The organism is Kribbella sp. NPDC004536 (assembly GCF_042873835.1).
GTDB lineage: Bacteria > Actinomycetota > Actinomycetes > Propionibacteriales > Kribbellaceae > Kribbella.
The window spans coordinates 860,870-881,982 of record NZ_JBIALY010000003.1; the positions used below are offsets into that span (position 1 = coordinate 860,870).

Sequence of the window (21,113 nt, forward strand, 5' to 3'; positions counted from 1 at the left end):
CCGGTGACTATGGTTGCCGTATGAGTTTTACCGGTTTTCCGGCGGCCGCGCTGGACTTCTACGACGATCTCGAAATGGACAACACCAAGAGCTTCTGGACGGCGCACAAGCACGTCTACGAGGAGTCGGTCCGTACCCCGATGGCCGACCTCACCGCCGAGCTCGAGGAGGAGTTCGGTCCGGCGAAGCTCTTCCGCCCGTACCGCGACGTCCGCTTCGCCAAGGACAAGACCCCGTACAAGACCCACCAGGGCGCGTACGTCGCGGTCGCGCCGGCCACCGGCTGGTACGTCCAGATCTCCGCGCCCGGCGTCCGCGTCGGCGCCGGCTTCTACGAGGCAAGCGGCGACCGTCTGGCCAGGGTCCGCACCGCCATCGACGACTCCCGCCGCGGCAACCAGCTGGTGAAGATCCTCGCCGCCCTGGAGAAAGCAGGCTGGACCATCGGCGGCGACAAACTCAAAACCACCCCCCGCGGCTACGACGCCGACCACCCCCGCATAGACCTCCTCCGCCACAAATCCCTCACCGTAGGCAAGAACTACGGCTTCGCCCCCGTCATCCACACCCCCGCCCTCCTCCCCCAAATCCGCACCGACTGGCAAGCCACCAAACCCCTAATAACCTGGCTAACCGACAACAGCTAACCCGATCCGGAGCAAAAGAGAAAAGAAAGAGAAACAGGGAAAGACAGGAGGCAGGCGTGGTCCGGTCCGGCGTGAAGTTGGACCCGGAAGGGCGACAGCTCAAAGAAGACGAGGGAAACGTGAACGTTGGCCTGGTGCAGGTTGCGCGGCCAACTGCCCGTCGGCAGATGCTGTAGGGCTAACCCGGCCCGGTGGCGAACGCGCGCCTGTGCGACAGACCCTTTGGCGTCGTCAGGTGCGGTGGTTCCGCCGTACGCGCGCTCAGTCGGCTGACTGCGCACGAGCAGATACCGGCTACGGCATTCGTGTGCCGCGGTTGAGGGTGGCTGCGGTGGGGTGGGTTATGGGGTTCATGGTGGACAGTTCTTGGCGGAGGCGGGACTCGAACTCTTCGCGCTGTGGTGAAGGCAGTGCGTCGATGAAGGCTCGGGAGCCATGGGACATTGCCCAGTTCCAGAACGTGTCGGGGTCGGGTACGGCCAGGCGTTGTTCGACGACGGTCTCTTCGAGGAATTGGAATCCCGCGTCGGCCAGGAGTTTCTCGCCGTCGAGGGGTCGGCCGAGTCGGCCCTTTTCTTCGGGTACGTACGGCTGGTACTCGCGGAACAGTTCGCCGTAGAAATCCCACTCCGGCGCATCCTCAACAGCACAAGGCGTCGAGAACGAAAACACCCCACCAGGCCGCAGCACCCGCCGTACCTCCGCCGCAGCCACCGCCGGATCGTCCAGCAAATGCATCACAAACCCGGCACACACCAAATCAAAACTCGCATCCGCAAACTCCAGCCGCCCCGCCTCCATCAGCCGGACCTCGGCCTCCGGATACAACCGCGCGACCTTTGCAACCATCCCAGGCGCACCATCGACCGCTGTCACCACACACCCACGCCCAAGCAACGCCCCGGTCAGCGCCCCACCACCCGCCCCAAGATCAAGCGCAACAGTCCCCGCCACCGGATCCAGCCACCCGACCTGCAACCCAGCAAACCCCCGAAAGAACGGCAACACCTCGTCATACCCCGCCGCCAACTCATCGAACAACCGAAGAGCCCGCGCGGTGTGCTCACTCATCCCAGGAGTCTGGCAGCCCCAACACACGGCCCGAAAGTAGATTCGAGAGGGGCCGCGATCACGGCCGAGGGGGCGGAAGCTGATGCACATCAGCCGGCTGTCAGCCCAGTCTTCGAGCCGGGTGGGTCGGATGGTTCCGGGGTCGTGGGGTTGACTGAGATCCGCGACAACCTCCACCAGTAGCGCTCGACGTTCAGCTGGGTCGGTGACCGGCGTCGCCCGTGCAGGCAGATCTGCGCGGATCCCGTTCTTGAGGTGGAAGGTGAAGTCGGGGGTGGCGAGCAGTATCGCATGCCAGCCGGTCGCGGCACCTCCGGCTCCGCTACACAGATAGGTGGCGCCCGCAGCGCGATCGAAGAAGATCTCGATGCGGCGCGGCCGGCACCCTACTTCGAGTCCGTGGGCAGCTACCTCCTCGCTGAGCACGAGGCGGGAACGGTGCGGGTCGAGGACGTGGACCTCGCGGCAACCCAGTTCCTGGGCATGATCTCCAACTACGTCTTCTGGCCGACGCTCCTCGTGCCAGGCTGGAAGGTCAGCACCGAACGCGTCACCCAAGTAGTCGACGAGGCCGTCCGCACCACCACCGCCCGATACGCCACGACTACACGAAGCCCGTCCACCAGTGCCTGGGCCTCACCAGCCGCGACAAGTCCCACCGCTGCCGAAGGAGCCGACACCTGAGCAATCGGGCCGTCTGCACAGCCCGGACACGATCGACCGGGTCGGCGCCTCGTACAACCGGCCACGTGATCGGAGAGCTCAGGCCAAGGGCCAAACCCTCGCCCGTGCCCGTCCCGCTCTCCGGTGCCGATCAAGGAGTCAGCGGTGGGCGACACGGTCAGGCCTCGAAGTCTTTGCGGATGTCCAGGAGGATTTCGCGGGTCTTGTTCGGTTGCGGGGCCGCGACGCAGAGGGATTCCATGGCGGCTGTGTACTGGTCCAGCTCGTCGAGCTTGTCCAGGTACAGGGCGCTGGTCAGGTGTTCGATGTAGACGGTGTCCGGGAGGTCCGACTCCGGGAAACGGAGGATGCTGAACGAGCCGCCGGCGGCGGCGTGACCGCCGATCGAGAGTGGTACGACCTGGAGGGTCACGTTCGGCAGGTGCGACACCTCGATCAGGTGATTCAGCTGGTCGATGATGACCTTGGTGCCGCCGATCGGGCGGCGGAGGGCGGCTTCGTCGATGACCGCCCAGACGCGGACCGGGTCCGACGCGCGGGTCAGGACCTCCTGGCGGTTGACCCGGAGGCTGATGCGGCGTTCGACCTCCTCGGCCGGGATCATGCCGCGGCCGAGCTGGATGACGGCGCGGATGTACTCCTTCGTCTGCAGCAGACCGGGGATGAACTGCAGCTCGTAGATGCGGATCAGCTGTGCGGACGCCTCGAGGTCGAGGTAGGAGTGGAACCAGCTCGGCAGCACGTCGCCGAAGCGGTGCCACCAGCCGGGGTTGTTCGCTTCGCGCGCGAGCGCCAGCAGCCGCTCGCGCTCCTCGTCGTCGTCCAGGCCGTACAGCTTCAGGAGGTCGGCGACGTCGCGTTCCTTCAGGCCGACCCGGCCCAGCTCCATCCGGCTGATCTTGGACTCCGACGAACGGATCTCCCACCCCGCGTCCGACCGGCTGATGCCGGCCGCCACCCGCATCCGGCGAAGGTGCCCTCCGAGAATGATCCGCAGCGTGGTCGGCCCGCTTTGCGCGCCCGACTCGGTCACACCCACCTCCCAGCGGCCCCAGCGTTCGTCATCAACCTCACCCGCAGGTGCACATCATCGCACGCGGCGCCTGCGATCTACCGAAGTTCTTACAAAACAGCGGCGAATCCGCATCGGCGATCACGGAGCGTAAGCCTAGTCGATCCGCAGTTCGGCTCATTTGTCAGTACATAGTAGTCCTTCCGAACGGCGACGAACACCGTTCGACGGGCTCGATCCGGCCTGATTCAGGCGGCGGGAGGGCCAAAGTGGTCTCGAAATGGAAAACGTGCGGATGCACGTGCATCGGGCGCTTGCATTCGCCGCGTGCCAACGCCATGATTGCTTCATGCACAGAAGGTGAGCTGGATCTCGCGAAACGTGACATCGCGTGAACCGGCAGGCCGGTCCTACAGAGCGCGCCGACGGCCCCCCGTTGGCTTGACTGGTTGGGGAACCCGAGTCGATGAACGACGACGACAGTGAGGTTGTGGAGCAGACCGCCACGATGGCCGGCGGCCGCGCGCCCGAGGAGCTCACCGAGCGGGAGATCCAGGACTTGGTCGCGCGTTGCCCCGAGCAACAGCGCTGGGCCTTCGAGGGCTGGTTGCGCGGCGTCCGCCAACTCGACGGCGACCCGATCGTGAGCCTGGCCCCATGACCACCGACAGAGCAGGAGGAGGACGGAAGATGGTGCGGATCTGGCTGGGTGATCACCTGATCGCGGAGTACTCCGCCGAGCCGGACCGCGCCTCGCGGTACCAGCGGGTGATGACCCCGAAGTTCACCGGATTGCGAATCACCGTTGACAATGCGGCCGGTGGCAAGGCTTCGGAACTGCCGAGCGAACAGCTCTGGCCGCTGACCGTCCAGTAGTCCGAAACCCGCCCCTCAGGCACGCCCGGGCCGACTCTCGCCGGAGAGTCGGCCCGGGCGTTTCCATGTGTCTCGGTTGCCTCTGTAAGAGACGCTCTCTGCCCTCCACCACAGCGCACAAGAAAGGACCCCTTCGTCACTCGCCTGGCGAAGGGGTCCTTGCTTCTGATGGTGCTGCTTCGGTACTGCGGTGCTGCTCTGTACTGCTGCGTGATGCTCAGACGAGGTAGTCGAACTCGCCGTCCTGGACGCCACCGAGGAATGCCTCGATCTCGGCCTTCGTGAACACCAGTGCCGGTCCGCCGGCGAAGCGTGAGTTGCGCACGGCGACTCCGCCGTCCGCCAGCTTCGCCACCTCGACGCAGTTGCCGTTGGGGCCGCTGCGCTGACTCTTCTTCCAGCTCAACTCGACGTTCGAGTCGCCCGGCATGCCGTTGTAGATCTCTGTCATTTGTCTGCACCTTCCATATGCGGCTGCAGATGCACGTGCATTTGGCCTTGCATCTGCATCGTACACACTTTTGGCTCGTGTGTCCGCACCCTTACTTTTTGTGATCGTGGCGCCGTCAAACGGGCGTTTCGATCGCTGATTCGGTAGCGATCGGTGACGGTTACCGGACCGTGGACCGGGTTGTGCATGACCTGGGTGGAGCTGGGTACGTGTTCTGGTGCAGGCATGACCGTGGTTCAGCTAAGTGCCACGCCGTGACAACAGTCGCGAGGTCATACCAATGGTCACGAGCATCATCGAGCGGGCTTCGGCCCCACACGGCGCCCCGACCGATCGGGCCGCCCGAGAGACAGCCACCCGGGAACTGATGGAACGCCGGGCGGCGAGCACCGCCGAACACGAGCGGCAGGAACTTCTCGAACAGGTCGTCGAACTGAACCTGGAGATGGCCAAGGGCATCGCGCGCCGCTTCCGCGGCCGGGGCGCCGAGGCCGACGACCTGGAGCAGGTCGCCTACCTGGGTCTGGTGAAGGCGGCCCACCACTACCGGCTGGAAGCGGAGACCCCGTTCATCGGGTTCGCGATCCCGACCATCCGGGGCGAGGTCAAGCGGTACTTCCGCGACTGCGCCTGGACGGTACGGATCCCGCGCCGGCTGCAGGAGATGCAGGGCACGATCGCGAACAAGCTCCCCGAACTGGAACAGGAGCTGAACCGCGAACCGACACCGGCCGAGCTGGCCGAACACCTCGAGGTCGAGGTCACCGAGGTCGAGCAGGCGCTGGCGGCGAAGGGCTGCTTCAACGTGCTGTCGCTAGACCGTCCCGCCGAGGCGGACGCGGAGTTGACGCTGGCGGACGTGGTCGCCGACGACGACGACGCGACCATCGACCAGCTGGAAACGGTCGAGATGCTGGAACCGGTACTCGCGGACCTGGGCGACCGCGACCGCCGCATCCTCCAGCTCCGCTTCGTCGAAGGCTGGACCCAGTCCGAGATCGGCGACGACATCGGCGTCAGCCAGATGCAGGTCTCCCGAGTCCTGCGCCGAATCCTCGACGACCTCCGCGAAAAACTCGCCCCGGAGCAGGCAGCGGCCTAGTCGGCGGCCGGGGTGCCCTGGTGGTAGTACAGCCGCCAGGCACCCCGGGTCCGCCGCCAGATCGAGCTGCGGCGGACCGCAGTACCACCCGAACGCCGGGACACGTAGGTGACGTGCACGAGATCGTCAGCCAGCCGAACTCCGGCCACCTCGGTGGCCTGGATCGGCTCGGCGTCGGGGCGCCAGGCCATCGCAATCGGACCTCGACGGCGGGGCTACGCGGGCCGTGGTGCGCCGGCTGGTGATTGTGATGGCCCGGGGATCCGCGACTCGCTGGTCGGGGGAACTCACTGTGGGTGGTGGGGGAGCGGCACAATGGGGTGGGACGAGGGGATGAGTCGTTGCTGTTGGCCTTGCGGATGTTCAAGACCGTGCCCGCGGACGCGGTCGCGGTAGTTCGTGCTTATCCGCCGATGGTGGTTTGTTTCGCGGCCGCGCTGACCGGTACGGCGCTCGTGTTCGACGTCTTCTACCTGGTGGCGAGCCCGGGGCTCACGCTCGCGCTTGTATATACGGTGCCGGTGCTCGCGGGGCTGATCGCCGGATTGGTTGCCGCGGCTGACGATGTCGGCCTCGAGCGGCGCGTACTTCTTCGTACTGTCGGTCTGGCCGTTGCCCTCGGCATCACCAACTCGATCGTGGTCGCGATGATCGCCGCGATGACCCGTACTGATCCGTCGAACTGGGCCGCCGGTGGTCAGTCGGTCCTGTTCGCGGCGTGCACCGTGTTCGCCGTCGCGGTGTCGATCGTTGCCTGCCGCAAGCTGATCGATGCGCTGGGCATCGAGCTCAGTACGCGTCTCCCGCACCGCCGCCCACCCCGCAGCCCGCTCGCCGCGCCGGCGGTAGCCGCGCCACGGCCCCGGGTCAGCAAAGAAGCAGCCGCCCGAGCCGAGCCCGCACCGCCGCCGCCTCCGCCCGCCCCGGCTCCAGACCCGGACGAGGAAACCATCCCGCTCTTCGTCCCGCCACCCCCGAAGATCGTCGACCTGGACGAGGCCCGTCCCGTCACCTCCTCCGGCGCCCTCACCCCGTCAACCCCCCGCCCCCGCCGCACCTCCCGCCGCCCCCAAAAACCCGGCCGCCGCCCCGGCACCTGACCAAACCCTCCGTTGACCCCGCTCGGTGTGAACATCGAGCTACCGGGGCGAGAACGGAGATGACATGAGCGGCGACGAGTTCATGACGCGTGAGCAGAAGGCGGCCATCGAGGCGATTCACGGGGATCGTGGGGATCCGAGTGAGGCGTTCGAAGCTGATGACGGCCGTGGGCGGGTGCGGGTCGAGCCGACCGAGGACCTGCGCCGTCGGTTCGGCGGCGGCAAGACCCGAGGTGGCAAGAGCGGCAAGTCGCGCTGACCAGGCCGCCCGCTCAACAGCCGTCGGCGCTGAGGCGCAGCTGAGACCGGCCGGGTGGTGGGCCGGGGGAGTGAGTTGTGCTGGGAGACTAGCGGCGTGTGGGACTTGATTGTGGTGGGGGCCGGGCCTGCAGGGGCCTCGGTGGCGTTGGGGGCGTTGGCTGCGGACCCCAGCTTGGCTGTACTGATGCTTGATCGGCACGAGTTTCCGCGGGACAAGGCGTGTGGGGACGGGATCGCTCCGCATGTGCTCGACCTGCTTGCCGGTGTCGGGGTGACCGGTGTTCTGGACGACTGGACTCCGGTACGGCGGTTCGCGTTGACCCGGGGCGCGGTGGGCGTGGATCGGCAGTTGTCGCGGCCTACCTGGGTGGTGCCGCGGGCGGTGTTCGACCATCGGCTGGTCGAGGCGGCCCAGGCGGCCGGCGCGCAGCTGATCCGGCGGCGCGTCCGCGGGCTGGCGGTCCGCAGCGGGTACGTCGACGTGGACGACCTCGACGCGCGTTTCGTCGTCGGCGCCGACGGTGCGCATTCCGTCGTACGGCGGGAACTCGGCCTGAAGCCCGGCCCGGTCGCGCTGGCGATCCGCGGGTACGCGCCCACCCCGCCGGCTCGTGCCGCGAGTCAGGTGATCGCGTACGGCCCCGGCAGACAACCGTCGTACGCGTGGTCCTTCGACCGCGGTGACGGCTGGTCCAACGTCGGGTACGGCGAACTCCTGGCCGGCACCCGTCCGACCCGCGCCGACCTCCTCGAGAACCTGGAGGCCCTGCTCCCCGGCGCGACCGAGGGCGGCGAATCGTGGTGGGGCCACCACCTCCCGCTCGCGGGCTGGACCTGGCGACCACGACGCGGACCTGTGCTGCTCGCCGGCGACGCCGCCGGCCTGATCAACCCGATGACCGGCGAAGGCATCTACTACGCCGTCGCCACCGGTCTCCTCGCCGGCCGCTCCATCGCCGACGCGCTCCGCTCCGGATCCAACGACGCCGGTACGCCGTACCGTCGTCGCACGTCGCGCCTGCTCCGCCGGCACCTGCGGGACACCGCCCTCGTCGCCCAGCTCAGCCGTTCCGACCGGATCCTCGACGCCGGGATCCGCGCCGCCGCCGACGACCAGCTGATCTTCGACGACCTGGTCGAACTAGGCCTCGCCGACGGCGGCCTGACCCGGCGCCTGCTCAGCACGATCCTGCCCTGAGCTCTTCACCGCATAGTCCAGTACGTCGGCCACCCGCTCGGCCGGCCAACCGAGTACGCCGGCGATGTCGCGCGCGTTGACCGACTCGGCAACGACGGCGAGTACGGCCAGGCAGTCCTGAAACCCGCCGCCACCCGACATGTCCTCACTGAGCCGCTCGAAGAACTCCGCCATGTGCATCAGCCGCTCGCCGGCGGGTGTGTCCGTTCCGAGCAGCTGGACCCCTTCGGCGGCGGTTTCCGCCCAGTTGTGGTTGGTCCGCGCGCTCACCTCCCACGCCTTCAGCCAGACGTCGTCGGCGATCACGTAATGCTGCAGGCGCCGGACCGGATCGGGCTCGCGGTGCACCATGCCGACCCGCTCGAGATAGCCGATCGCCTTCGAGATCGACGCCGGGCTGACCCGCAGTTCCCGGACGAGCTCCGCCGCGGTCAGCGTGCGCGAGTCGGACGTGTAGAGCAACGCCAGCACCCGGGACGCCATCCGCTGCAACCCGCCCTCGACCATCATCGCCGCGAACCGCTCGACGTAGGCCAGCCGCGGATCGAGCACCCGTACGTCGGCCGCAGCCGAACCGGTACGCCGCCGACGCGCGCGGGAGGCGGTCGCGTAGTGCGCGTGGTCGGCCCGGTACCCGCTCGCGCCGCCGTTGCGCGCGACCTCCCGGCTGATCGTCGACGTCGGCCGCTCCAGCTGCCGCGCGATCTCGGCGTACCCGAGCCCGCCGGCCAGACCGGCCGCGATCTCGACCCGCTCCTGATGACTCAACCGACCGCCAGGCATCCGCGCATTCACCGTCATCTCATTGCAACGAATTGCATTCTTCGACATCCTCATTGCACAGAATGCCATGTTTTCAAGGGAAGCACGACCGCGAGTACTACCAACATGATTGCCGACATCGTGAACGCAACGTAGCTTCGGCGGCATGGTGATGACAGTGGAAGGTCTGCGGATGCGGTACGGCGACACCTACGTCCTGCACGACGTGAGCTTCGACGCCCGCCCCGGCGAGGTACTCGCCCTGCTCGGCCCGAACGGCGCCGGGAAGAGCACCACGATCGAGATCCTCGAAGGGTTCCGGCTCCGTTCGGCCGGCCATGTCGACGTCCTCGGCGCCGACCCGGCGAGCGCCGACGAGCGCTGGCGGTCCAGGATCGGCATCGTGCTGCAGTCCTGGCGCGACCACGGCAACTGGCGCGTCGGCGAACTCCTCCACCACCTCGGCTCGTCCTACACGCCGTACCGGCAACCATGGCCCGCCGGCGAACTGCTCGCCGCCGTCGGCCTCACCGCGCAGGCCGCGCAGAAGATCAAGACCCTGTCCGGCGGACAGCGCCGCCGCCTCGACGTCGCGATCGGAATCGTTGGCCGCCCCGACGTCCTGTTCCTGGACGAGCCGACCACCGGCTTCGACCCGGAGGCACGTTCGGAGTTCCACGAGCTGGTCCGGCGACTCGCCGCCGAGCAGGGTACGGCGGTCCTGCTCACCACCCACGACCTCGACGAGGCGAGCAAACTCGCGCACCGGATCCTCGTCCTCGCCGCGGGCCGGATCATCGCGGCCGGCACCACCGCGGAGCTGACCGAGCTGATCGCGGGCGCGGACGAGGTGCGGTGGACCGTCGACGGTCAGCTGTTCCACGAGTCGACGCCGGACGGGACGGCGTTCGTCCGCGAGCTCTTCCGGACGTACGGCGACGCGCTCGGCGGGCTCGAAGTACGCCGGGCATCTCTTGAAGACACCTACCTCGCACTGGTTCGGGAGCAGGCATGAAACGCGGATGGCAGCGCGGGCTGATCGAGCTCCGGCAGTCCTTCACGAACGGTCCGGAGCTGTTCAGCCACTTCCTCTGGCCCGTACTGATGCTGGTCGCGCTGTTCTTTCTCCGGCATCGCGACTTCGGGTCGAGCGGGTTGCTGCTTGGTGCGCTCGCCCTGCCGAGCATCCTCGGGATGAACGCCGCCATGGGAATGGTCAGCATGAGCCAGCAGTTGACCGCAGACCGCGAGGACGGGACGCTGCTCCGGGCCAAGGCCATACCAAACGGTATGGTCTGCTACCTGGTGGGGAAGGTGGTCTCGGTCGCGGGTGGGTTGCTGGTCGATCTGCTGATTCTGCTGGTGCCTGGGTTGTTCCTGGTGGACGGCATCGCGCTCGGGTCGGCGCACTGGTTCACGCTGGTGTGGGTACTGCTGCTCGGGCTGGTCGCGACGCTGCCGATCGGGGCGGTGCTCGGGTCGGTGTTCACGTCGGCGCGTTCGCAGGGGCTGATCCAGCTGCCGATGCTCGGGGTGATCGCGATCTCTGGCATCTTCTACCCGATCACCGCGCTGCCCGGCTGGCTCGCGTTCGTCGGGCAGCTGACGCCGGTGTACTGGATGGGTCTCGGCATGCGGTCCGCCCTGCTCCCGTCCGCGGCGGCGGCGGTCGAGGTCGGCAACTCGTGGCGGCACCTGGAAACGGCCGGGGTGTTGAGCCTGTGGGCGATCGCGGGTCTGCTGCTCGCACCGGTAGTACTGCGCCGGATGGCGCGCCGCGAGTCCGGCTCGAAGGTCGCCGCCCGTCGCGAACGGGCCCTCCAGCGCGTCGCATGATGGACCCATGGACGAGATGCGGGCGTGGGCAGTCACTGAACCGGCTCCGATCGACAACGGCCCGCTCCAGCAGGTACGCCGTACCGTCCCCGAGCCGGCCGCCGGCGAACTCCTGGTCAAGGTCGAAGCCTGCGGCATCTGCCGGACCGACCTGCACCTGGCCGAGGGAGACCTTCGCCCGAAGCGCCCAGGCGTAATCCCAGGCCACCAGGCAGTCGGCACTGTCCTCAACGAGTCCGATCGGTTCTCGGTTGGGGAGCGGGTGGGGGTTGCTTGGTTGCGCGGGACCTGCGGCGTGTGTGAGTTCTGCCGGCGCGGAGCGGAGAATCTTTGTCCGCGGTCGGCGTACACGGGCTGGGACGCCGACGGTGGATTTGCAGAGTACGCCGTCGTGCCGGAGGCCTATGCGTACGGGCTGCCGAGCGACAGGTCCGCGGTGGAGCTGGCGCCGTTCCTCTGTGCGGGGATCATCGGGTACCGGTCGCTGCTGCGGGCGAATCTTCCGCCCGGCGGCCGGCTCGGGATCTACGGGTTCGGGTCCAGCGCGCATCTGACGGCGCAGCTCGCGGCCGCGCAGGGCGCCGAGTTGTTCGTCCTGACACGAGGCGAGCAGAACCGGGCGCTGGCGCGGGAGCTGGGCGCCGCGTTCGTGGGCGAGACCGCGGATCGTCCACCGGTACCGCTCGACTCGGCGATCGTGTTCGCTCCCGCCGGCGACGTGGTCCCGTACGCGCTCGAGGCGGTGAGGCCCGGCGGAACGGTCGCGGTGGCCGGGATCTACCTGTCCGACGTACCGGTACTGAACTACGAGCGCCACCTCTTCCACGAGCGGGACCTGCGCAGCGTCACCTCCAACACCCGCCGCGACGGCGAGGAACTGTTCCGCCTGATCGACCGGCTACCGGTCGTCCCGCACACCACGACCGTCCCGTTCGGAGCCGTCGACCGGGCGCTCGCCGACGTCGCCCACGGCCGCGCGAGCGGCTCCTTGGTAGCTGTCCTCGACGACTGAACCGGACCGCGCCGGGATGCGTTAGAACTGGGTGAAGATTCCACGCACCCGTCGTGCGGAACTTCAGCGAGCGCTGCTAGCTGCGTTAGATTTGATCAAATCTTACCGAGCTGCCAGGGGAGTGAACGTGCGGATGTGGGATCTGACCCGCCACTCGTGGTCGGTCCGCGCCGTGCGCCCGCAGTGCTCCGGAGAGGGCGGCCGGTGCTGAGCAGGATCCTCGGCGCGGCAGGTGCGGTCCTGCTGGTCGTCGGGGTGGTGCTCGCCGTTCGCCCGGTCCATGCCGGTGGTGACGCCTGCGGGTCGGTGTTCCGGCCCGACGAGGGCATCACACCGATGCAGTGCGACGCCCGGCTGAGCAGCCGCGGCACGCTGGTGGCCGGCTTCGGCGTCGGCGGCCTGGCCCTCGGCATCACCGCGATCACATTCACCGCCATCCGCGACCGCCGTACCCGCGTCAACTCCTGAAGCCCCCTTGACCTTGACACCGTGTCAAGGCGGAAGGTGGGGCCATGTTCACCATCGGAGACTTCGCCGCCTTCGCTCAGGTGTCGGCGCGGATGCTGCGGCACTACGACGCGCTCGGATTGCTCCGGCCGGCGGTCGTCGACGAGTCGACCGGATACCGGTACTACTCGGCCGACCAGTTCAGCCGGCTGAACCGGATCGTCGCGCTCAAGGACCTCGGCTTCAGCCTGCAGCAGGTCGGCGAGATCGTCGACGTGAAGCTGTCCGCGGAGGAGTTGCGCGGCATGCTCCGGCTCCGGCAGGCGCAACTCGAGGACGACCTCGCCCGTAGCGCCGCGCGCCTGACCAGCGTCGAGGCGAGGCTCCGGCTGATCGAGAGGGAAGGGCACATGCCGACCGACGACGTCGTACTGAAGCGCATCACCCCGATCCGGGTCGCGGAGCTGTCCGCGATCGCACCGAGCTACGACGGCGAGGACGTCGGCCCGGTCGTCCAGTCCTTGTTCGGCCAGCTGTTCGAGCGGCTCGGCGCGGCCGGGGTGGACCCGTGCGGCTCCCCGATCGCGTACTACGAGGACGCCGGCGACGACACGATCCGGGTCCACGCCGCCGTACCGGTGGACGACCGCAGTACGGCGGACGTGGACGCGAACGAACTACCCGAGCTCCCGCGGGCCGCGACCATCGTCCACCAGGGCGACATGGCAGAGGCCGATCGCAGCATGCAGACGCTGGCCCGGTGGATCGAGGACAACGGCTACCGCAGTCACGGGTACGCGCGCGAGGTCACCTTGCAGTTCGACCCCGGCAACCCGGACAACTGGGTGCACGAGTTCCAGATCGAGGTCACAAAACCAGGCTGACCGTCGCGAAGGAATGTGGCGGCAACGTCACCTTCAAGCCGCGCGGCTCCGGTTCCACCTCCAGCGGGACCGGGGCCACCGCGTCCGGATCGCCGACCGTGTTGTACGCCTGCGGCTTCGATGCCGTCAGCAACCGTCCGGACGACTCCCACGACGACGCGCCGCGAAGATCCAGTACGACGTCGAGCGCGGACGACGGGTCGAGGTTGCTCAACGACACCAGCGCCCGGCCGTCCTTCACCGAAGCGGACGCCGACACCAGGTCCATCGTCGTGCCGTCGAGGTCGTAGGTGTGACCATCGATCACGTGCACCGGCAGTGCGGCCGCGTCGTGGTGCCCCTTGTTCATCTCGAACACGTGGTACGTCGGCGTCCGGACGAGCCCGCCGTCGTCGTCCGTGAGCAGCATCGCCTGCAGTACGTTGACCGTCTGCGCGATGTTCGCCATCACCAGCCGCTCCGAGTGCCGGTGGAAGACGTCGAAGTGCACGCTCGCGACCAGCGCGTCCCGCATCGCGTTCTGCTGGTACAGGAAGCCCGGGTTCGTCCCCGGCTCGACGTCCCACCAGGTGCCCCACTCGTCCAGCACCAGACCGATCTTGCGCTCCGGATCGTACGCGTCCATCAGTGCCGAGTGCGCGCGGATCACGCGTTCGATGTCCTGCGCCTTCGACAGCGTCCTGTAGTAGTCGTCCAGGTCGAACGACGTCGCGCTGCCCTTGTTCTCCCAGGTCCCCGCGATCGTGTAGTAGTGGAACGAGATCGCCTGGAAGAGATTCTTCGGGTCCCGCCCGCAGCCGAGGCAGCTGACCGCCTTCAGCAGCGCCTCGGTCCAGGCCAGGTTGTCGTCCGAGGCGCCGGCCGCGATCCGGTACAGCTTGTTGTCCCCGTGGTCCTTCAGGTACGTCGCGTACTGCCGCGCCAGGTCGGCGTACGCCTCGGCCCGCATGTTCCCGCCACAGCCCCAGGTCTCGTTGCCGATGCCCCAGAACGGGATCGTCCACGGCTCGTCCCGCCCGTTCGCCTTGCGCTGCCGCACCATCGGGCTGTCGCCGTCGCGGGTCAGGTACTCGACCCACTCGCTCATCTCCCGGACGGTGCCGCTGCCGACGTTGCCGTTCACGTACGGTGCGGCGCCGAGCAGCTCGCACAAGGCCATGAACTCGTGGGTGCCGAAGTGGTTGTTCTCCTCGACGTTGCCCCAGTGCGTGTTCACCATCGACGGCCGGTCCGCCTTCGGGCCAATGCCGTCCTTCCAGTGGTACTCGTCCGCGAAACACCCGCCCGGCCAGCGCAGGTTCGGGATCTCCAGCGCCCGCAGCGCCTCGACCACGTCGAGCCGGATGCCGCCTTCGTTCGGGATCGACGAGTCCTCGCCGACGTAGAAGCCGCCGTAGATGCAGCGCCCGAGATGCTCGGCGAAGTGCCCGTACAGGTGCCTGCTGATGGTCGCCCCCGGTACGTCGAGGTCGATCACGATCCGTGCTTCAGGCATTACGCCCTCCTGGTTCTTTACAGTTGTCGGCATGGGGAAACCGGCCGGTGTGGTGACGATGGCGGATGTGGCACGGTCCGCGGGAGTGTCCACGATGACCGTCTCGAACGTGATCAACGGCCGGCCCCGGGTCGGCGCGGCCACCCGGGAACGGGTGCTCGCGGCGATCAGCGACCTCGGCTACCAGGTCAACCTGGCCGCCCGGCACCTGCGCGCCGGACGCACCGGCGTGGTCGGCCTGGCCGTACCCGAGCTGGAACGACCGTACTTCGCGCAGCTCGCCGGCCGGCTGGCGGACCGGTTCGAGGCGCACGGGTTGCGGATCGTGATGGAGCGCACCGGCGCCAGCCGCGAGGGGGAGCTGGACGCGGTCGCGTTCTCCCGGCTGCGGATGTACGACGGCCTGATCCTGAGTGTGGTCGACCTCGACCCGGCCGAGCTGAGCCAGCTCCGTACCGACGCACCGGTGGTGATGATCGGCGAGCGGGCGCTGCCGTCCCGGTTCGACCACGTGATGATGGACAACGTCGACGGAGCCCGCCAGGCGACCGCGCACCTGCTCGCGACCGGCGCCCGCCGGATCGCGATGCTCGGCGGCGATCCCGACGGGGTCGCGACCATGCCGGCGCTGCGCGCCGAGGGGTACGCGCTGGCGCACGCCGACGCCGGCGTGCCGGTCGACCCGGAGCTGAACGTCCGGAGCAGCTTCCGGATGCAGGACGGGTACGACGCGATCCGCTCGCTGCTGGACCGGGGGATCGGGTTCGATGCGGTGTTCGCGCTCACCGACGTGATGGCGATGGGTGCGCTCCGCGCGCTCGCCGATGCGGGCGTCCGGGTCCCGGACGACGTCCAGCTGGTCGGGTTCGACGACATCGACGAGGCGGCGTACCTGGTCCCGTCGCTGTCCTCGGTCAACCCCGGGCACGCCGAGATGGCCGACCGGATCACGGCGCTGCTGACCGCGCAGATCTCCGACGGCCCGACCGGCGACCCGCAGGAAGTGGTCGTACCGGCCCGACTGATCCAGCGCGGCACCACCACACCACTCGACTGACACCCCTACCTACCTCGCAGACACTTGATGTAGGTAGGTATATCGATAAACCCAGATCGGGGCAAGACTTTGGCGGACCGCCAGTGCACACCAATCGCGTCCCGAAGGGTGTGCTGAGCGTGCGCCGGCTCGCGATCGGCGGATTGTGGTGGCGTGGCGGTCCGTCCCTCGGTCTCAGTCGGCCAACAGCCCGGCGATCTCGGTCAGCTGCTCCTGTTTCAGGGGTCCGTGGGTCATCGCGGCGGCGTTCTCCTCGGCCTGGGCGACGGTGCGGAAGCCGGGGATCGGTACGGTCCGCGGGCTTCGCGCCCACAGCCACGCGAGCGCCCCCTGCGCCAGCGTCCGACCGTCGGACTCCAGGAGGTCGCGGATCGCGGCGACCTTCTCCCACCACTCCGGCGCCGGTACGCCGCCCTCGCTGAAGTACCGCAGCCAGGACGGCGGGAGCGTCCGGATGTCCGCGCCGGTCGCGGGCTTGTTCGCGTCGCGGCGGCCGAGGATGCCCATTCCGAGCGGTGTCCGGTTGATGCTCGCCAGGTCCTCGCGCTCGCACAGCGCGAAGAACTCCGGCGCGTCGTGCAGCACGCTCGCCTCGTGCTGGATGGCAGCGCAGTGCTCGCCCTGCGCGAACAGTTCGGCGCTGTGCACGGTGTCGGTGCTCCACGCGTACGCGCGGATCAGGCCCTCGCGGACCAGTTCCTCGCAGGCCTCGCGCAGCGGCAGCGCGAGCTCGTCGGTGGTGTCGAAGTGCAGCTGATAGAGGTCGAGGTAGTCGGTGCCGAGGCGCTCGAGCGATGCCCGTACGGCCTTGTGGACGTACTCCGGCGTGCTGTCCTGGTGGTGCATGATCCGGGTCGACTCGTCGAACGTGTTGCCCCACTTGGTCGCGATCACGACCTGGTCGCGGATGCCCTCGAGCGCCCTGCCGAGCACGCGCTCGCTGTGGCCGGCCCCGTACACGTCCGCGGTGTCGAAGAACGTGACGCCGAGCTCGACCGCCCGGCGGACCGCCCGCACCGACTCGTCGTCGTCGACCACACCCCAGCCCAGCGGTTCGCCGGCCGGGTTGCTGAACGGGCCTCCGATCGCCCAGCACCCGAACCCGACCGGGCTGACCTCGATTCCGGAACGTCCTAACGTGCGCATCTCCATACCGTCGAGCCAACCAGGCCGTCGATCATCCGTCCAATGAATCCTGTGCGCACAGTTGATACGTTCGGCGTATGTGACGAAATCAGACCCTTTACCTCCTAATAATTGTTAGGTAACCTTCCTGACAGTTCTGGCTCCGCGCCCCCGGAGGTAACTCATGAGACTGCGCCTGCTCGCGCTGGTGCTGCCCGCCGGACTGCTCGCCGCCCTTGGTGCGGCCGCCGCCGACGCGCGTACGACCGCAGACACCCTGCTCTCGCAGGGCAAACCGGTCCTTGCCTCGAGCATCGAGGACGACACGCTGACCGCGAACAAGGCCGTCGACGGCAGTACGTCGACGCGCTGGGCCAGCGCCGAGGGATCCGGCCCGCAGTGGCTCCGGGTCGATCTCGGCCAGCCGGCCACGATCGACCGCGTCAAGCTCAGTTGGGAGGCCGCGTACGCGAAGGCGTACCGGATCGAGGTCTCCGACGACGGCACCACCTTCCACACCGTCAAGGAGGTTGCCGACGGCAACGGTGCGACCGACGACCTGACCGGACTGCAGGGCCATGGGCGGTACGTACGGCTCGTCGGCACCCAGCGCGGTACGTCGTACGGCTACTCGCTGTGGGAGCTGGAGGTCTACGGCACCTCCGACTCCACCGGTGACACGCAGGCGCCGACGGTTCCGGCCGACCTGAAGAGCACCGCGAGTACGGCGACCTCGGTCGCGCTCAGCTGGAGCGCCTCGACCGACAACGTCGGCGTGAGCGGGTACGACGTACTCCGGGACGGCGCGGTGGTCGCGTCGACGGCGGGTACGACGTACAACGACACCGGGCTGACGGCGAACACGGCGTACAAGTACTCGGTGCGCGCCCGCGACCTGGCCGGCAACGTGTCCGCGGCCTCGGCGCCGATCACCGTCACCACAGGTACCGGCGGCGACGGCGGGTTCGTACTCGCGGCGGCCGGTGACATCGCGGACCGGTGTACGGCGTCGGACTCGAGTTGCATCCACCCGAAGACCGCCAAGCTGGTCGAGGCGATGAAGCCGGCCGCGGTGATCACGATGGGCGACAACCAGTACGACGACGCGCACTACTCGGACTTCCAGAACTACTACGCGAAGACGTGGGGGAAGTTCAAGAGCATCACGCACCCGGTGCCGGGCAACCACGAGACGTACGACAACACGCCGTTCGAGGGGTACCACAAGTACTTCGGCTCGATCGCGACGCCGAACGGGAAGAACTACTACAGCTGGGACATGGGCAACTGGCACTTCGTCGCGCTCGACTCGAACGACTTCGTCAACGACGATCTGCGCGAGCCGGCGCAGCTGACCTGGCTGAAGCAGGACCTGGCGAAGAACACCAAGGGATGCGTTGCGGCGTACTGGCACCATCCGCGGTGGAGCTCCGGCGACCACGGCGACCAGGCCGGTGCGGCGCCGTTGTGGAACGCGCTCGTGGCGGCGAAGGCGGATCTGGTGCTGAACGGGCATGACCATCACTACGAGCGGTTCGTGCCGCAGAACGCGGACGGGAAGAAGGACACGAACGGTCCGGTGGAGATCATCGGCGGGATGGGTGGGGCGCCGCTGTACCCGGTGAAGGCCGCGCATCCGACGACGGCGAAGATCGTCCAGGACTACGGCGTACTGAAGCTGTCGATGACCGACACCACGTTCGCGACGCAGCTGATCGGCCTGGATGGCAAGGTCCTGGACAGCAGCCCGACGTACAGCTGCCACTGATGTATCTCGCGTCCGTCGGCCCGCTCCGGACACCACTGCGCCGGGTCCCTGGAAATGTCGTTGCCTTGGGCATCGTCAGTCTGGTGACCGATGTGTCGGCGGAGATGGTGACTGCGGTTCTGCCGTTGTACTTGGTGTTCGGGCTCGGGCTGAATCCGCTGCAGTTCGGCCTGCTCGACGGTCTGTACGCCGGAGCGACCGCGGTACTGCGGTTGGTCGGCGGACATGTGGCCGACCGCTGGCGCCGCCTGAAAACCGTCGCCGGCGTCGGCTACGCCCTCTCCGCAGTCTCCAAACTGGGCTTCCTCGCCGCGGGTTCCACCGTCCCCGCGATCGGCGCCGTCCTGGCGCTGGACCGAGCCGGCAAAGGTATCCGTACCGCTCCAAGAGACGCCCTCATCTCCCTGAGCACCACCCCCGAATCCCAAGGCCACGCCTTCGGAGTCCACCGCACCCTGGACACCATCGGCGCCTTCCTGGGCCCCCTAACCGCCACCCTCGTCCTCTACACCACCCTCAACAACTACAACACAATCTTCACCACCAGCTTCGCCCTAGCCACCTGCGGCCTAATCCTCCTAACCACCTTCGTCCAAGACCAGTCCCCACCTATCCCATCCCCGCCTGTCGCCGGGTCGGCCAACACGCCACCCACCCCAACCCCGGTCGTGACTAGGCCTAACCACAACTCGGCCGCTGGCCGACCCGGGCCGGGCTTAGCTGTCGGCCGGCTTGGGGATGTGGGGAAGGGGTGGGTCGCCGGCGCATCCGTGTTCGGGTTGTTGCGGGATGCCGACTTCAGACGGTGCTGCGGATGGGCGGCTGGGCTCGGGTTGTTTACGATTACCGACTCGTTTGTGTACCTGGCGGTGCAGCGTAGGTGGGATATCGGGACGAGTGTCTTCCCGCTTCTGCCGCTGGGGACTGCGGGGACCTTTTTGTTGTTGGCGATTCCGCTTGGGCGGGTGGGGGATCGGGTGGGGCGGTGGAAGGTGTTCCTGGGCGGGCACCTCGCGCTCATCGCGGCACTGCTCGTCGTCCGCGGTCCGCTCGGCACCTGGTGGCTCGTACTCGTGCTCCACGGCGTCTTCTACGCCGCCACCGACGGCGTACTCCCCGCCGCGGTCGGCCCGCTCCTCCCGGAGAACCTCCGCGCCAGCGGTCTCGCCGTACTCCAAACCGGCCAAGCCCTGGCCCGTATGGCCGCGGCCGTCACCGTCGGCCTGCTCTGGACCCTCTGGGACCTCCGCCCAGCGATCCTCGCCTTCGCCCTGGCCCTCCTGGCCGTCACGATCGCCGCCGCGATCTTCAAACCCCTGGAGGTACGCCGATGAACCGCCGCCCGCTCCTCGCCGCGATCGGCATCCTCGCCCTCCTCGCCGGCGCCGTCACGTACGTCGTGCACGCCCGCAACGCCGCCACAGCAGACGCGTCGGAGAACGCCGTACCGGTCGTCACGGGGCAACCGATGCGGCTCGACGGCCGGACGCTGTACTTCCGCAACCTCGCCCCCGGCCCGGACACCGGCAAACTCGCGGCCGTACCAGTCGCCGACCCGGCAACCGCCAGACGCGTCGGCGACCTGCACTGCGACCGCTTCGCGGCGGCCCACGGTACGGCGATCTGCCTGCGCCTCAAGCCCGGATCGCTCCCACCCGTGACCGACCTGATCGTCCTCGACGCGAACCTGCGCGAACTCCACCGCGACACCCTCCCCGGTACGCCGAGCCGCGCCCGCGTCTCACCCGACGGCCGGTTCGTGAACTGGACGCTGTTCGTCACCGGCGACTCGTACGCCGCCACCGGCTTCTCCACCCGCACCGGCCTGTACGAGGTACGTACCGGCCGCCTGGTGAAGTCCGTCGAGGAACTGGCCGTCTTCGTGAACGGCAAGCGGTACTACGCCTCCGACGTGAACTTCTGGGGCATCACGTTCGCTGCCGACGGCAACCGTTTCTACCTGACCATGGCGAGCAAGGGGAAGACGTACCTGATCGAGGCCGACCTCCGCGCCTACCGCGGCACCGCGATCGCCGAGAACGTCGAATGCCCGTCGCTCTCACCGGACGGTCGCCGGATCGCCTACAAACAGAAGGTGTCCAGCGGCATCTGGCGCCTCGCCGTCCTGGACCTGACCACCCACCGGATCAGCCACCCACCCGAAACCCGCTCGATCGACGACCAGCCCGTCTGGCAGAACAACACCACCCTCCTCTACCCGATCCATAACCCCGACAACACCACTGACATCTGGTCCACCGGCCTCGGCACACCCCCAAAACTCCTGATCCCCAAGGCCACAACCCCCTCCCTCAGCTGAGCTGC

The 21,113-nt window shown here is 68.1% G+C and carries 24 protein-coding genes; 17 read left to right on the forward strand and 7 right to left on the reverse strand.

Annotated features, from left to right (window positions below; all coding sequences use genetic code 11):
- Positions 1-20: 20 nt before the first annotated feature.
- Complete coding sequence (locus ACFYRU_RS29435) at positions 21-647, forward strand: DUF2461 domain-containing protein (protein WP_387664274.1); 627 nt, start codon at positions 21-23, stop codon at positions 645-647.
- 294 nt (positions 648-941) lie between these two features.
- Here ACFYRU_RS29435 and ACFYRU_RS29440 read toward each other — a convergent pair whose 3' ends face one another.
- Positions 942-2,144 (reverse strand): class I SAM-dependent methyltransferase, encoded by a 1,203-nt coding sequence (locus tag ACFYRU_RS29440; protein ID WP_387664275.1) that lies wholly within the window; start codon positions 2,142-2,144, stop codon positions 942-944.
- Between ACFYRU_RS29440 and ACFYRU_RS29445 the strand changes: the two genes are divergently transcribed.
- Complete coding sequence (locus tag ACFYRU_RS29445; RefSeq protein WP_387664277.1) at positions 2,118-2,402, forward strand: TetR/AcrR family transcriptional regulator C-terminal domain-containing protein; 285 nt, start codon at positions 2,118-2,120, stop codon at positions 2,400-2,402. The two genes, ACFYRU_RS29440 and ACFYRU_RS29445, sit on opposite strands and share 27 nt — an antisense overlap.
- A gap of 157 nt (positions 2,403-2,559) precedes the next feature.
- Here ACFYRU_RS29445 and ACFYRU_RS29450 read toward each other — a convergent pair whose 3' ends face one another.
- Entirely contained in the window at positions 2,560-3,435 is an 876-nt protein-coding gene (locus ACFYRU_RS29450; protein WP_387664279.1) for a helix-turn-helix domain-containing protein, read from the reverse strand.
- A gap of 445 nt (positions 3,436-3,880) precedes the next feature.
- On the opposite strand from ACFYRU_RS29450, the gene ACFYRU_RS29455 reads away from it, so the two are divergent.
- Both ACFYRU_RS29455 and ACFYRU_RS29460 read left to right on the forward strand, forming a co-directional pair.
- Complete coding sequence (locus ACFYRU_RS29455) at positions 3,881-4,075, forward strand: hypothetical protein (protein ID WP_387664280.1); 195 nt, start codon at positions 3,881-3,883, stop codon at positions 4,073-4,075.
- Positions 4,072-4,290: a hypothetical protein gene (locus tag ACFYRU_RS29460; protein WP_387664282.1), complete on the forward strand. Its 219-nt coding sequence runs from the start codon at positions 4,072-4,074 to the stop codon at positions 4,288-4,290. Before ACFYRU_RS29455 ends, ACFYRU_RS29460 begins: the two co-directional genes overlap by 4 nt.
- 217 nt (positions 4,291-4,507) lie before the next feature.
- Here ACFYRU_RS29460 and ACFYRU_RS29465 read toward each other — a convergent pair whose 3' ends face one another.
- Positions 4,508-4,741 carry a DUF397 domain-containing protein gene (locus tag ACFYRU_RS29465; RefSeq protein ID WP_387664284.1) on the reverse strand — a complete coding sequence of 78 codons (234 nt, stop codon included), beginning with the start codon at positions 4,739-4,741 and terminating at the stop codon, positions 4,508-4,510.
- A gap of 280 nt (positions 4,742-5,021) precedes the next feature.
- Between ACFYRU_RS29465 and ACFYRU_RS29470 the strand changes: the two genes are divergently transcribed.
- A complete protein-coding gene (locus ACFYRU_RS29470; protein WP_387664285.1) occupies positions 5,022-5,843 on the forward strand; it encodes a SigB/SigF/SigG family RNA polymerase sigma factor in 822 nt (273 codons plus the stop codon).
- Here the strand turns inward: ACFYRU_RS29470 and ACFYRU_RS29475 are convergent.
- On the reverse strand, positions 5,840-6,034 hold the full coding sequence (locus ACFYRU_RS29475) for a hypothetical protein (RefSeq protein WP_387664287.1): 195 nt from the start codon (positions 6,032-6,034) through the stop codon (positions 5,840-5,842). The genes ACFYRU_RS29470 and ACFYRU_RS29475 overlap by 4 nt on opposite strands.
- A 129-nt stretch (positions 6,035-6,163) precedes the next feature.
- Between ACFYRU_RS29475 and ACFYRU_RS29480 the strand changes: the two genes are divergently transcribed.
- The 3 genes from ACFYRU_RS29480 to ACFYRU_RS29490 all read left to right on the forward strand — a co-directional run bounded on the left by ACFYRU_RS29480 (position 6,164) and on the right by ACFYRU_RS29490 (position 8,402).
- A complete protein-coding gene (locus tag ACFYRU_RS29480) occupies positions 6,164-6,943 on the forward strand; it encodes a hypothetical protein (protein ID WP_387664289.1) in 780 nt (259 codons plus the stop codon).
- 64 nt (positions 6,944-7,007) lie between these two features.
- Entirely contained in the window at positions 7,008-7,202 is a 195-nt protein-coding gene (locus ACFYRU_RS29485; RefSeq protein ID WP_387664291.1) for a hypothetical protein, read from the forward strand.
- 111 nt (positions 7,203-7,313) lie between these two features.
- Complete coding sequence (locus ACFYRU_RS29490; RefSeq protein WP_387666043.1) at positions 7,314-8,402, forward strand: NAD(P)/FAD-dependent oxidoreductase; 1,089 nt, start codon at positions 7,314-7,316, stop codon at positions 8,400-8,402.
- Here the strand turns inward: ACFYRU_RS29490 and ACFYRU_RS29495 are convergent.
- Complete coding sequence (locus tag ACFYRU_RS29495; protein ID WP_387664293.1) at positions 8,346-9,203, reverse strand: helix-turn-helix domain-containing protein; 858 nt, start codon at positions 9,201-9,203, stop codon at positions 8,346-8,348. The genes ACFYRU_RS29490 and ACFYRU_RS29495 overlap by 57 nt on opposite strands.
- A 127-nt stretch (positions 9,204-9,330) precedes the next feature.
- On the opposite strand from ACFYRU_RS29495, the gene ACFYRU_RS29500 reads away from it, so the two are divergent.
- The 5 genes from ACFYRU_RS29500 to ACFYRU_RS29520 all read left to right on the forward strand — a co-directional run bounded on the left by ACFYRU_RS29500 (position 9,331) and on the right by ACFYRU_RS29520 (position 13,343).
- On the forward strand, positions 9,331-10,179 hold the full coding sequence (locus ACFYRU_RS29500) for an ABC transporter ATP-binding protein (RefSeq protein ID WP_387664295.1): 849 nt from the start codon (positions 9,331-9,333) through the stop codon (positions 10,177-10,179).
- The gene (locus tag ACFYRU_RS29505) at positions 10,176-11,000 is read left to right on the forward strand and encodes an ABC transporter permease (protein ID WP_387664297.1); all 825 of its coding nucleotides are present in this window, start codon (positions 10,176-10,178) and stop codon (positions 10,998-11,000) included. Before ACFYRU_RS29500 ends, ACFYRU_RS29505 begins: the two co-directional genes overlap by 4 nt.
- A gap of 7 nt (positions 11,001-11,007) precedes the next feature.
- Entirely contained in the window at positions 11,008-12,012 is a 1,005-nt protein-coding gene (locus tag ACFYRU_RS29510; protein WP_387664299.1) for a zinc-dependent alcohol dehydrogenase family protein, read from the forward strand.
- Positions 12,013-12,216: 204 nt separating this feature from the next.
- Positions 12,217-12,480, forward strand: coding sequence for a hypothetical protein (locus ACFYRU_RS29515; protein WP_387664301.1), 264 nt, complete (start codon positions 12,217-12,219; stop codon positions 12,478-12,480).
- 44 nt (positions 12,481-12,524) lie between these two features.
- Complete coding sequence (locus ACFYRU_RS29520) at positions 12,525-13,343, forward strand: MerR family transcriptional regulator (protein WP_387664303.1); 819 nt, start codon at positions 12,525-12,527, stop codon at positions 13,341-13,343.
- Here the strand turns inward: ACFYRU_RS29520 and ACFYRU_RS29525 are convergent.
- Positions 13,327-14,838 (reverse strand): alpha-N-arabinofuranosidase, encoded by a 1,512-nt coding sequence (locus ACFYRU_RS29525; RefSeq protein ID WP_387664305.1) that lies wholly within the window; start codon positions 14,836-14,838, stop codon positions 13,327-13,329. The genes ACFYRU_RS29520 and ACFYRU_RS29525 overlap by 17 nt on opposite strands.
- 31 nt (positions 14,839-14,869) lie before the next feature.
- Here ACFYRU_RS29525 and ACFYRU_RS29530 point away from each other — a divergent pair, with 31 nt between their 5' ends.
- A complete protein-coding gene (locus ACFYRU_RS29530; RefSeq protein ID WP_387664307.1) occupies positions 14,870-15,895 on the forward strand; it encodes a LacI family DNA-binding transcriptional regulator in 1,026 nt (341 codons plus the stop codon).
- Positions 15,896-16,069: 174 nt separating this feature from the next.
- On the opposite strand, the gene ACFYRU_RS29535 is transcribed toward ACFYRU_RS29530, so the two are convergent.
- The gene (locus ACFYRU_RS29535; protein ID WP_387664309.1) at positions 16,070-17,041 is read right to left on the reverse strand and encodes an aldo/keto reductase; all 972 of its coding nucleotides are present in this window, start codon (positions 17,039-17,041) and stop codon (positions 16,070-16,072) included.
- A gap of 163 nt (positions 17,042-17,204) precedes the next feature.
- On the opposite strand from ACFYRU_RS29535, the gene ACFYRU_RS29540 reads away from it, so the two are divergent.
- From ACFYRU_RS29540 to ACFYRU_RS29550, 3 genes are read left to right on the forward strand one after another with little or no spacing between them, the layout of a single operon-like run.
- The gene (locus ACFYRU_RS29540) at positions 17,205-18,788 is read left to right on the forward strand and encodes a discoidin domain-containing protein (protein WP_387664311.1); all 1,584 of its coding nucleotides are present in this window, start codon (positions 17,205-17,207) and stop codon (positions 18,786-18,788) included.
- Positions 18,788-20,122 carry an MFS transporter gene (locus tag ACFYRU_RS29545; RefSeq protein ID WP_387664313.1) on the forward strand — a complete coding sequence of 445 codons (1,335 nt, stop codon included), beginning with the start codon at positions 18,788-18,790 and terminating at the stop codon, positions 20,120-20,122. Before ACFYRU_RS29540 ends, ACFYRU_RS29545 begins: the two co-directional genes overlap by 1 nt.
- The gene (locus ACFYRU_RS29550) at positions 20,119-21,108 is read left to right on the forward strand and encodes a hypothetical protein (RefSeq protein WP_387664315.1); all 990 of its coding nucleotides are present in this window, start codon (positions 20,119-20,121) and stop codon (positions 21,106-21,108) included. Before ACFYRU_RS29545 ends, ACFYRU_RS29550 begins: the two co-directional genes overlap by 4 nt.
- Positions 21,109-21,113: the final 5 nt, after the last annotated feature.

What these genes read in the sequence shown, in the direction of transcription:
- ACFYRU_RS29485 (WP_387664291.1), top strand. Translation starts at nt 7,008, where the DNA reads ATGAGCGGCGACGAGTTCATGACGCGTGAGCAGAAGGCGGCCATCGAG.
- ACFYRU_RS29530 (WP_387664307.1), top strand. Translation starts at nt 14,870, where the DNA reads ATGGGGAAACCGGCCGGTGTGGTGACGATGGCGGATGTGGCACGGTCC.
- ACFYRU_RS29435 (WP_387664274.1), top strand. Translation starts at nt 21, where the DNA reads ATGAGTTTTACCGGTTTTCCGGCGGCCGCGCTGGACTTCTACGACGAT.
- ACFYRU_RS29505 (WP_387664297.1), top strand. Translation starts at nt 10,176, where the DNA reads ATGAAACGCGGATGGCAGCGCGGGCTGATCGAGCTCCGGCAGTCCTTC.
- ACFYRU_RS29470 (WP_387664285.1), top strand. Translation starts at nt 5,022, where the DNA reads ATGGTCACGAGCATCATCGAGCGGGCTTCGGCCCCACACGGCGCCCCG.
- ACFYRU_RS29465 (WP_387664284.1), bottom strand. Translation starts at nt 4,741, where the DNA reads ATGACAGAGATCTACAACGGCATGCCGGGCGACTCGAACGTCGAGTTG.
- ACFYRU_RS29540 (WP_387664311.1), top strand. Translation starts at nt 17,205, where the DNA reads ATGAGACTGCGCCTGCTCGCGCTGGTGCTGCCCGCCGGACTGCTCGCC.
- ACFYRU_RS29460 (WP_387664282.1), top strand. Translation starts at nt 4,072, where the DNA reads ATGACCACCGACAGAGCAGGAGGAGGACGGAAGATGGTGCGGATCTGG.
- ACFYRU_RS29525 (WP_387664305.1), bottom strand. Translation starts at nt 14,838, where the DNA reads ATGCCTGAAGCACGGATCGTGATCGACCTCGACGTACCGGGGGCGACC.
- ACFYRU_RS29545 (WP_387664313.1), top strand. Translation starts at nt 18,788, where the DNA reads ATGTATCTCGCGTCCGTCGGCCCGCTCCGGACACCACTGCGCCGGGTC.
- ACFYRU_RS29550 (WP_387664315.1), top strand. Translation starts at nt 20,119, where the DNA reads ATGAACCGCCGCCCGCTCCTCGCCGCGATCGGCATCCTCGCCCTCCTC.
- ACFYRU_RS29455 (WP_387664280.1), top strand. Translation starts at nt 3,881, where the DNA reads ATGAACGACGACGACAGTGAGGTTGTGGAGCAGACCGCCACGATGGCC.
- ACFYRU_RS29495 (WP_387664293.1), bottom strand. Translation starts at nt 9,203, where the DNA reads ATGACGGTGAATGCGCGGATGCCTGGCGGTCGGTTGAGTCATCAGGAG.
- ACFYRU_RS29500 (WP_387664295.1), top strand. Translation starts at nt 9,331, where the DNA reads ATGGTGATGACAGTGGAAGGTCTGCGGATGCGGTACGGCGACACCTAC.
- ACFYRU_RS29535 (WP_387664309.1), bottom strand. Translation starts at nt 17,041, where the DNA reads ATGCGCACGTTAGGACGTTCCGGAATCGAGGTCAGCCCGGTCGGGTTC.
- ACFYRU_RS29510 (WP_387664299.1), top strand. Translation starts at nt 11,008, where the DNA reads ATGGACGAGATGCGGGCGTGGGCAGTCACTGAACCGGCTCCGATCGAC.
- ACFYRU_RS29520 (WP_387664303.1), top strand. Translation starts at nt 12,525, where the DNA reads ATGTTCACCATCGGAGACTTCGCCGCCTTCGCTCAGGTGTCGGCGCGG.
- ACFYRU_RS29475 (WP_387664287.1), bottom strand. Translation starts at nt 6,034, where the DNA reads ATGGCCTGGCGCCCCGACGCCGAGCCGATCCAGGCCACCGAGGTGGCC.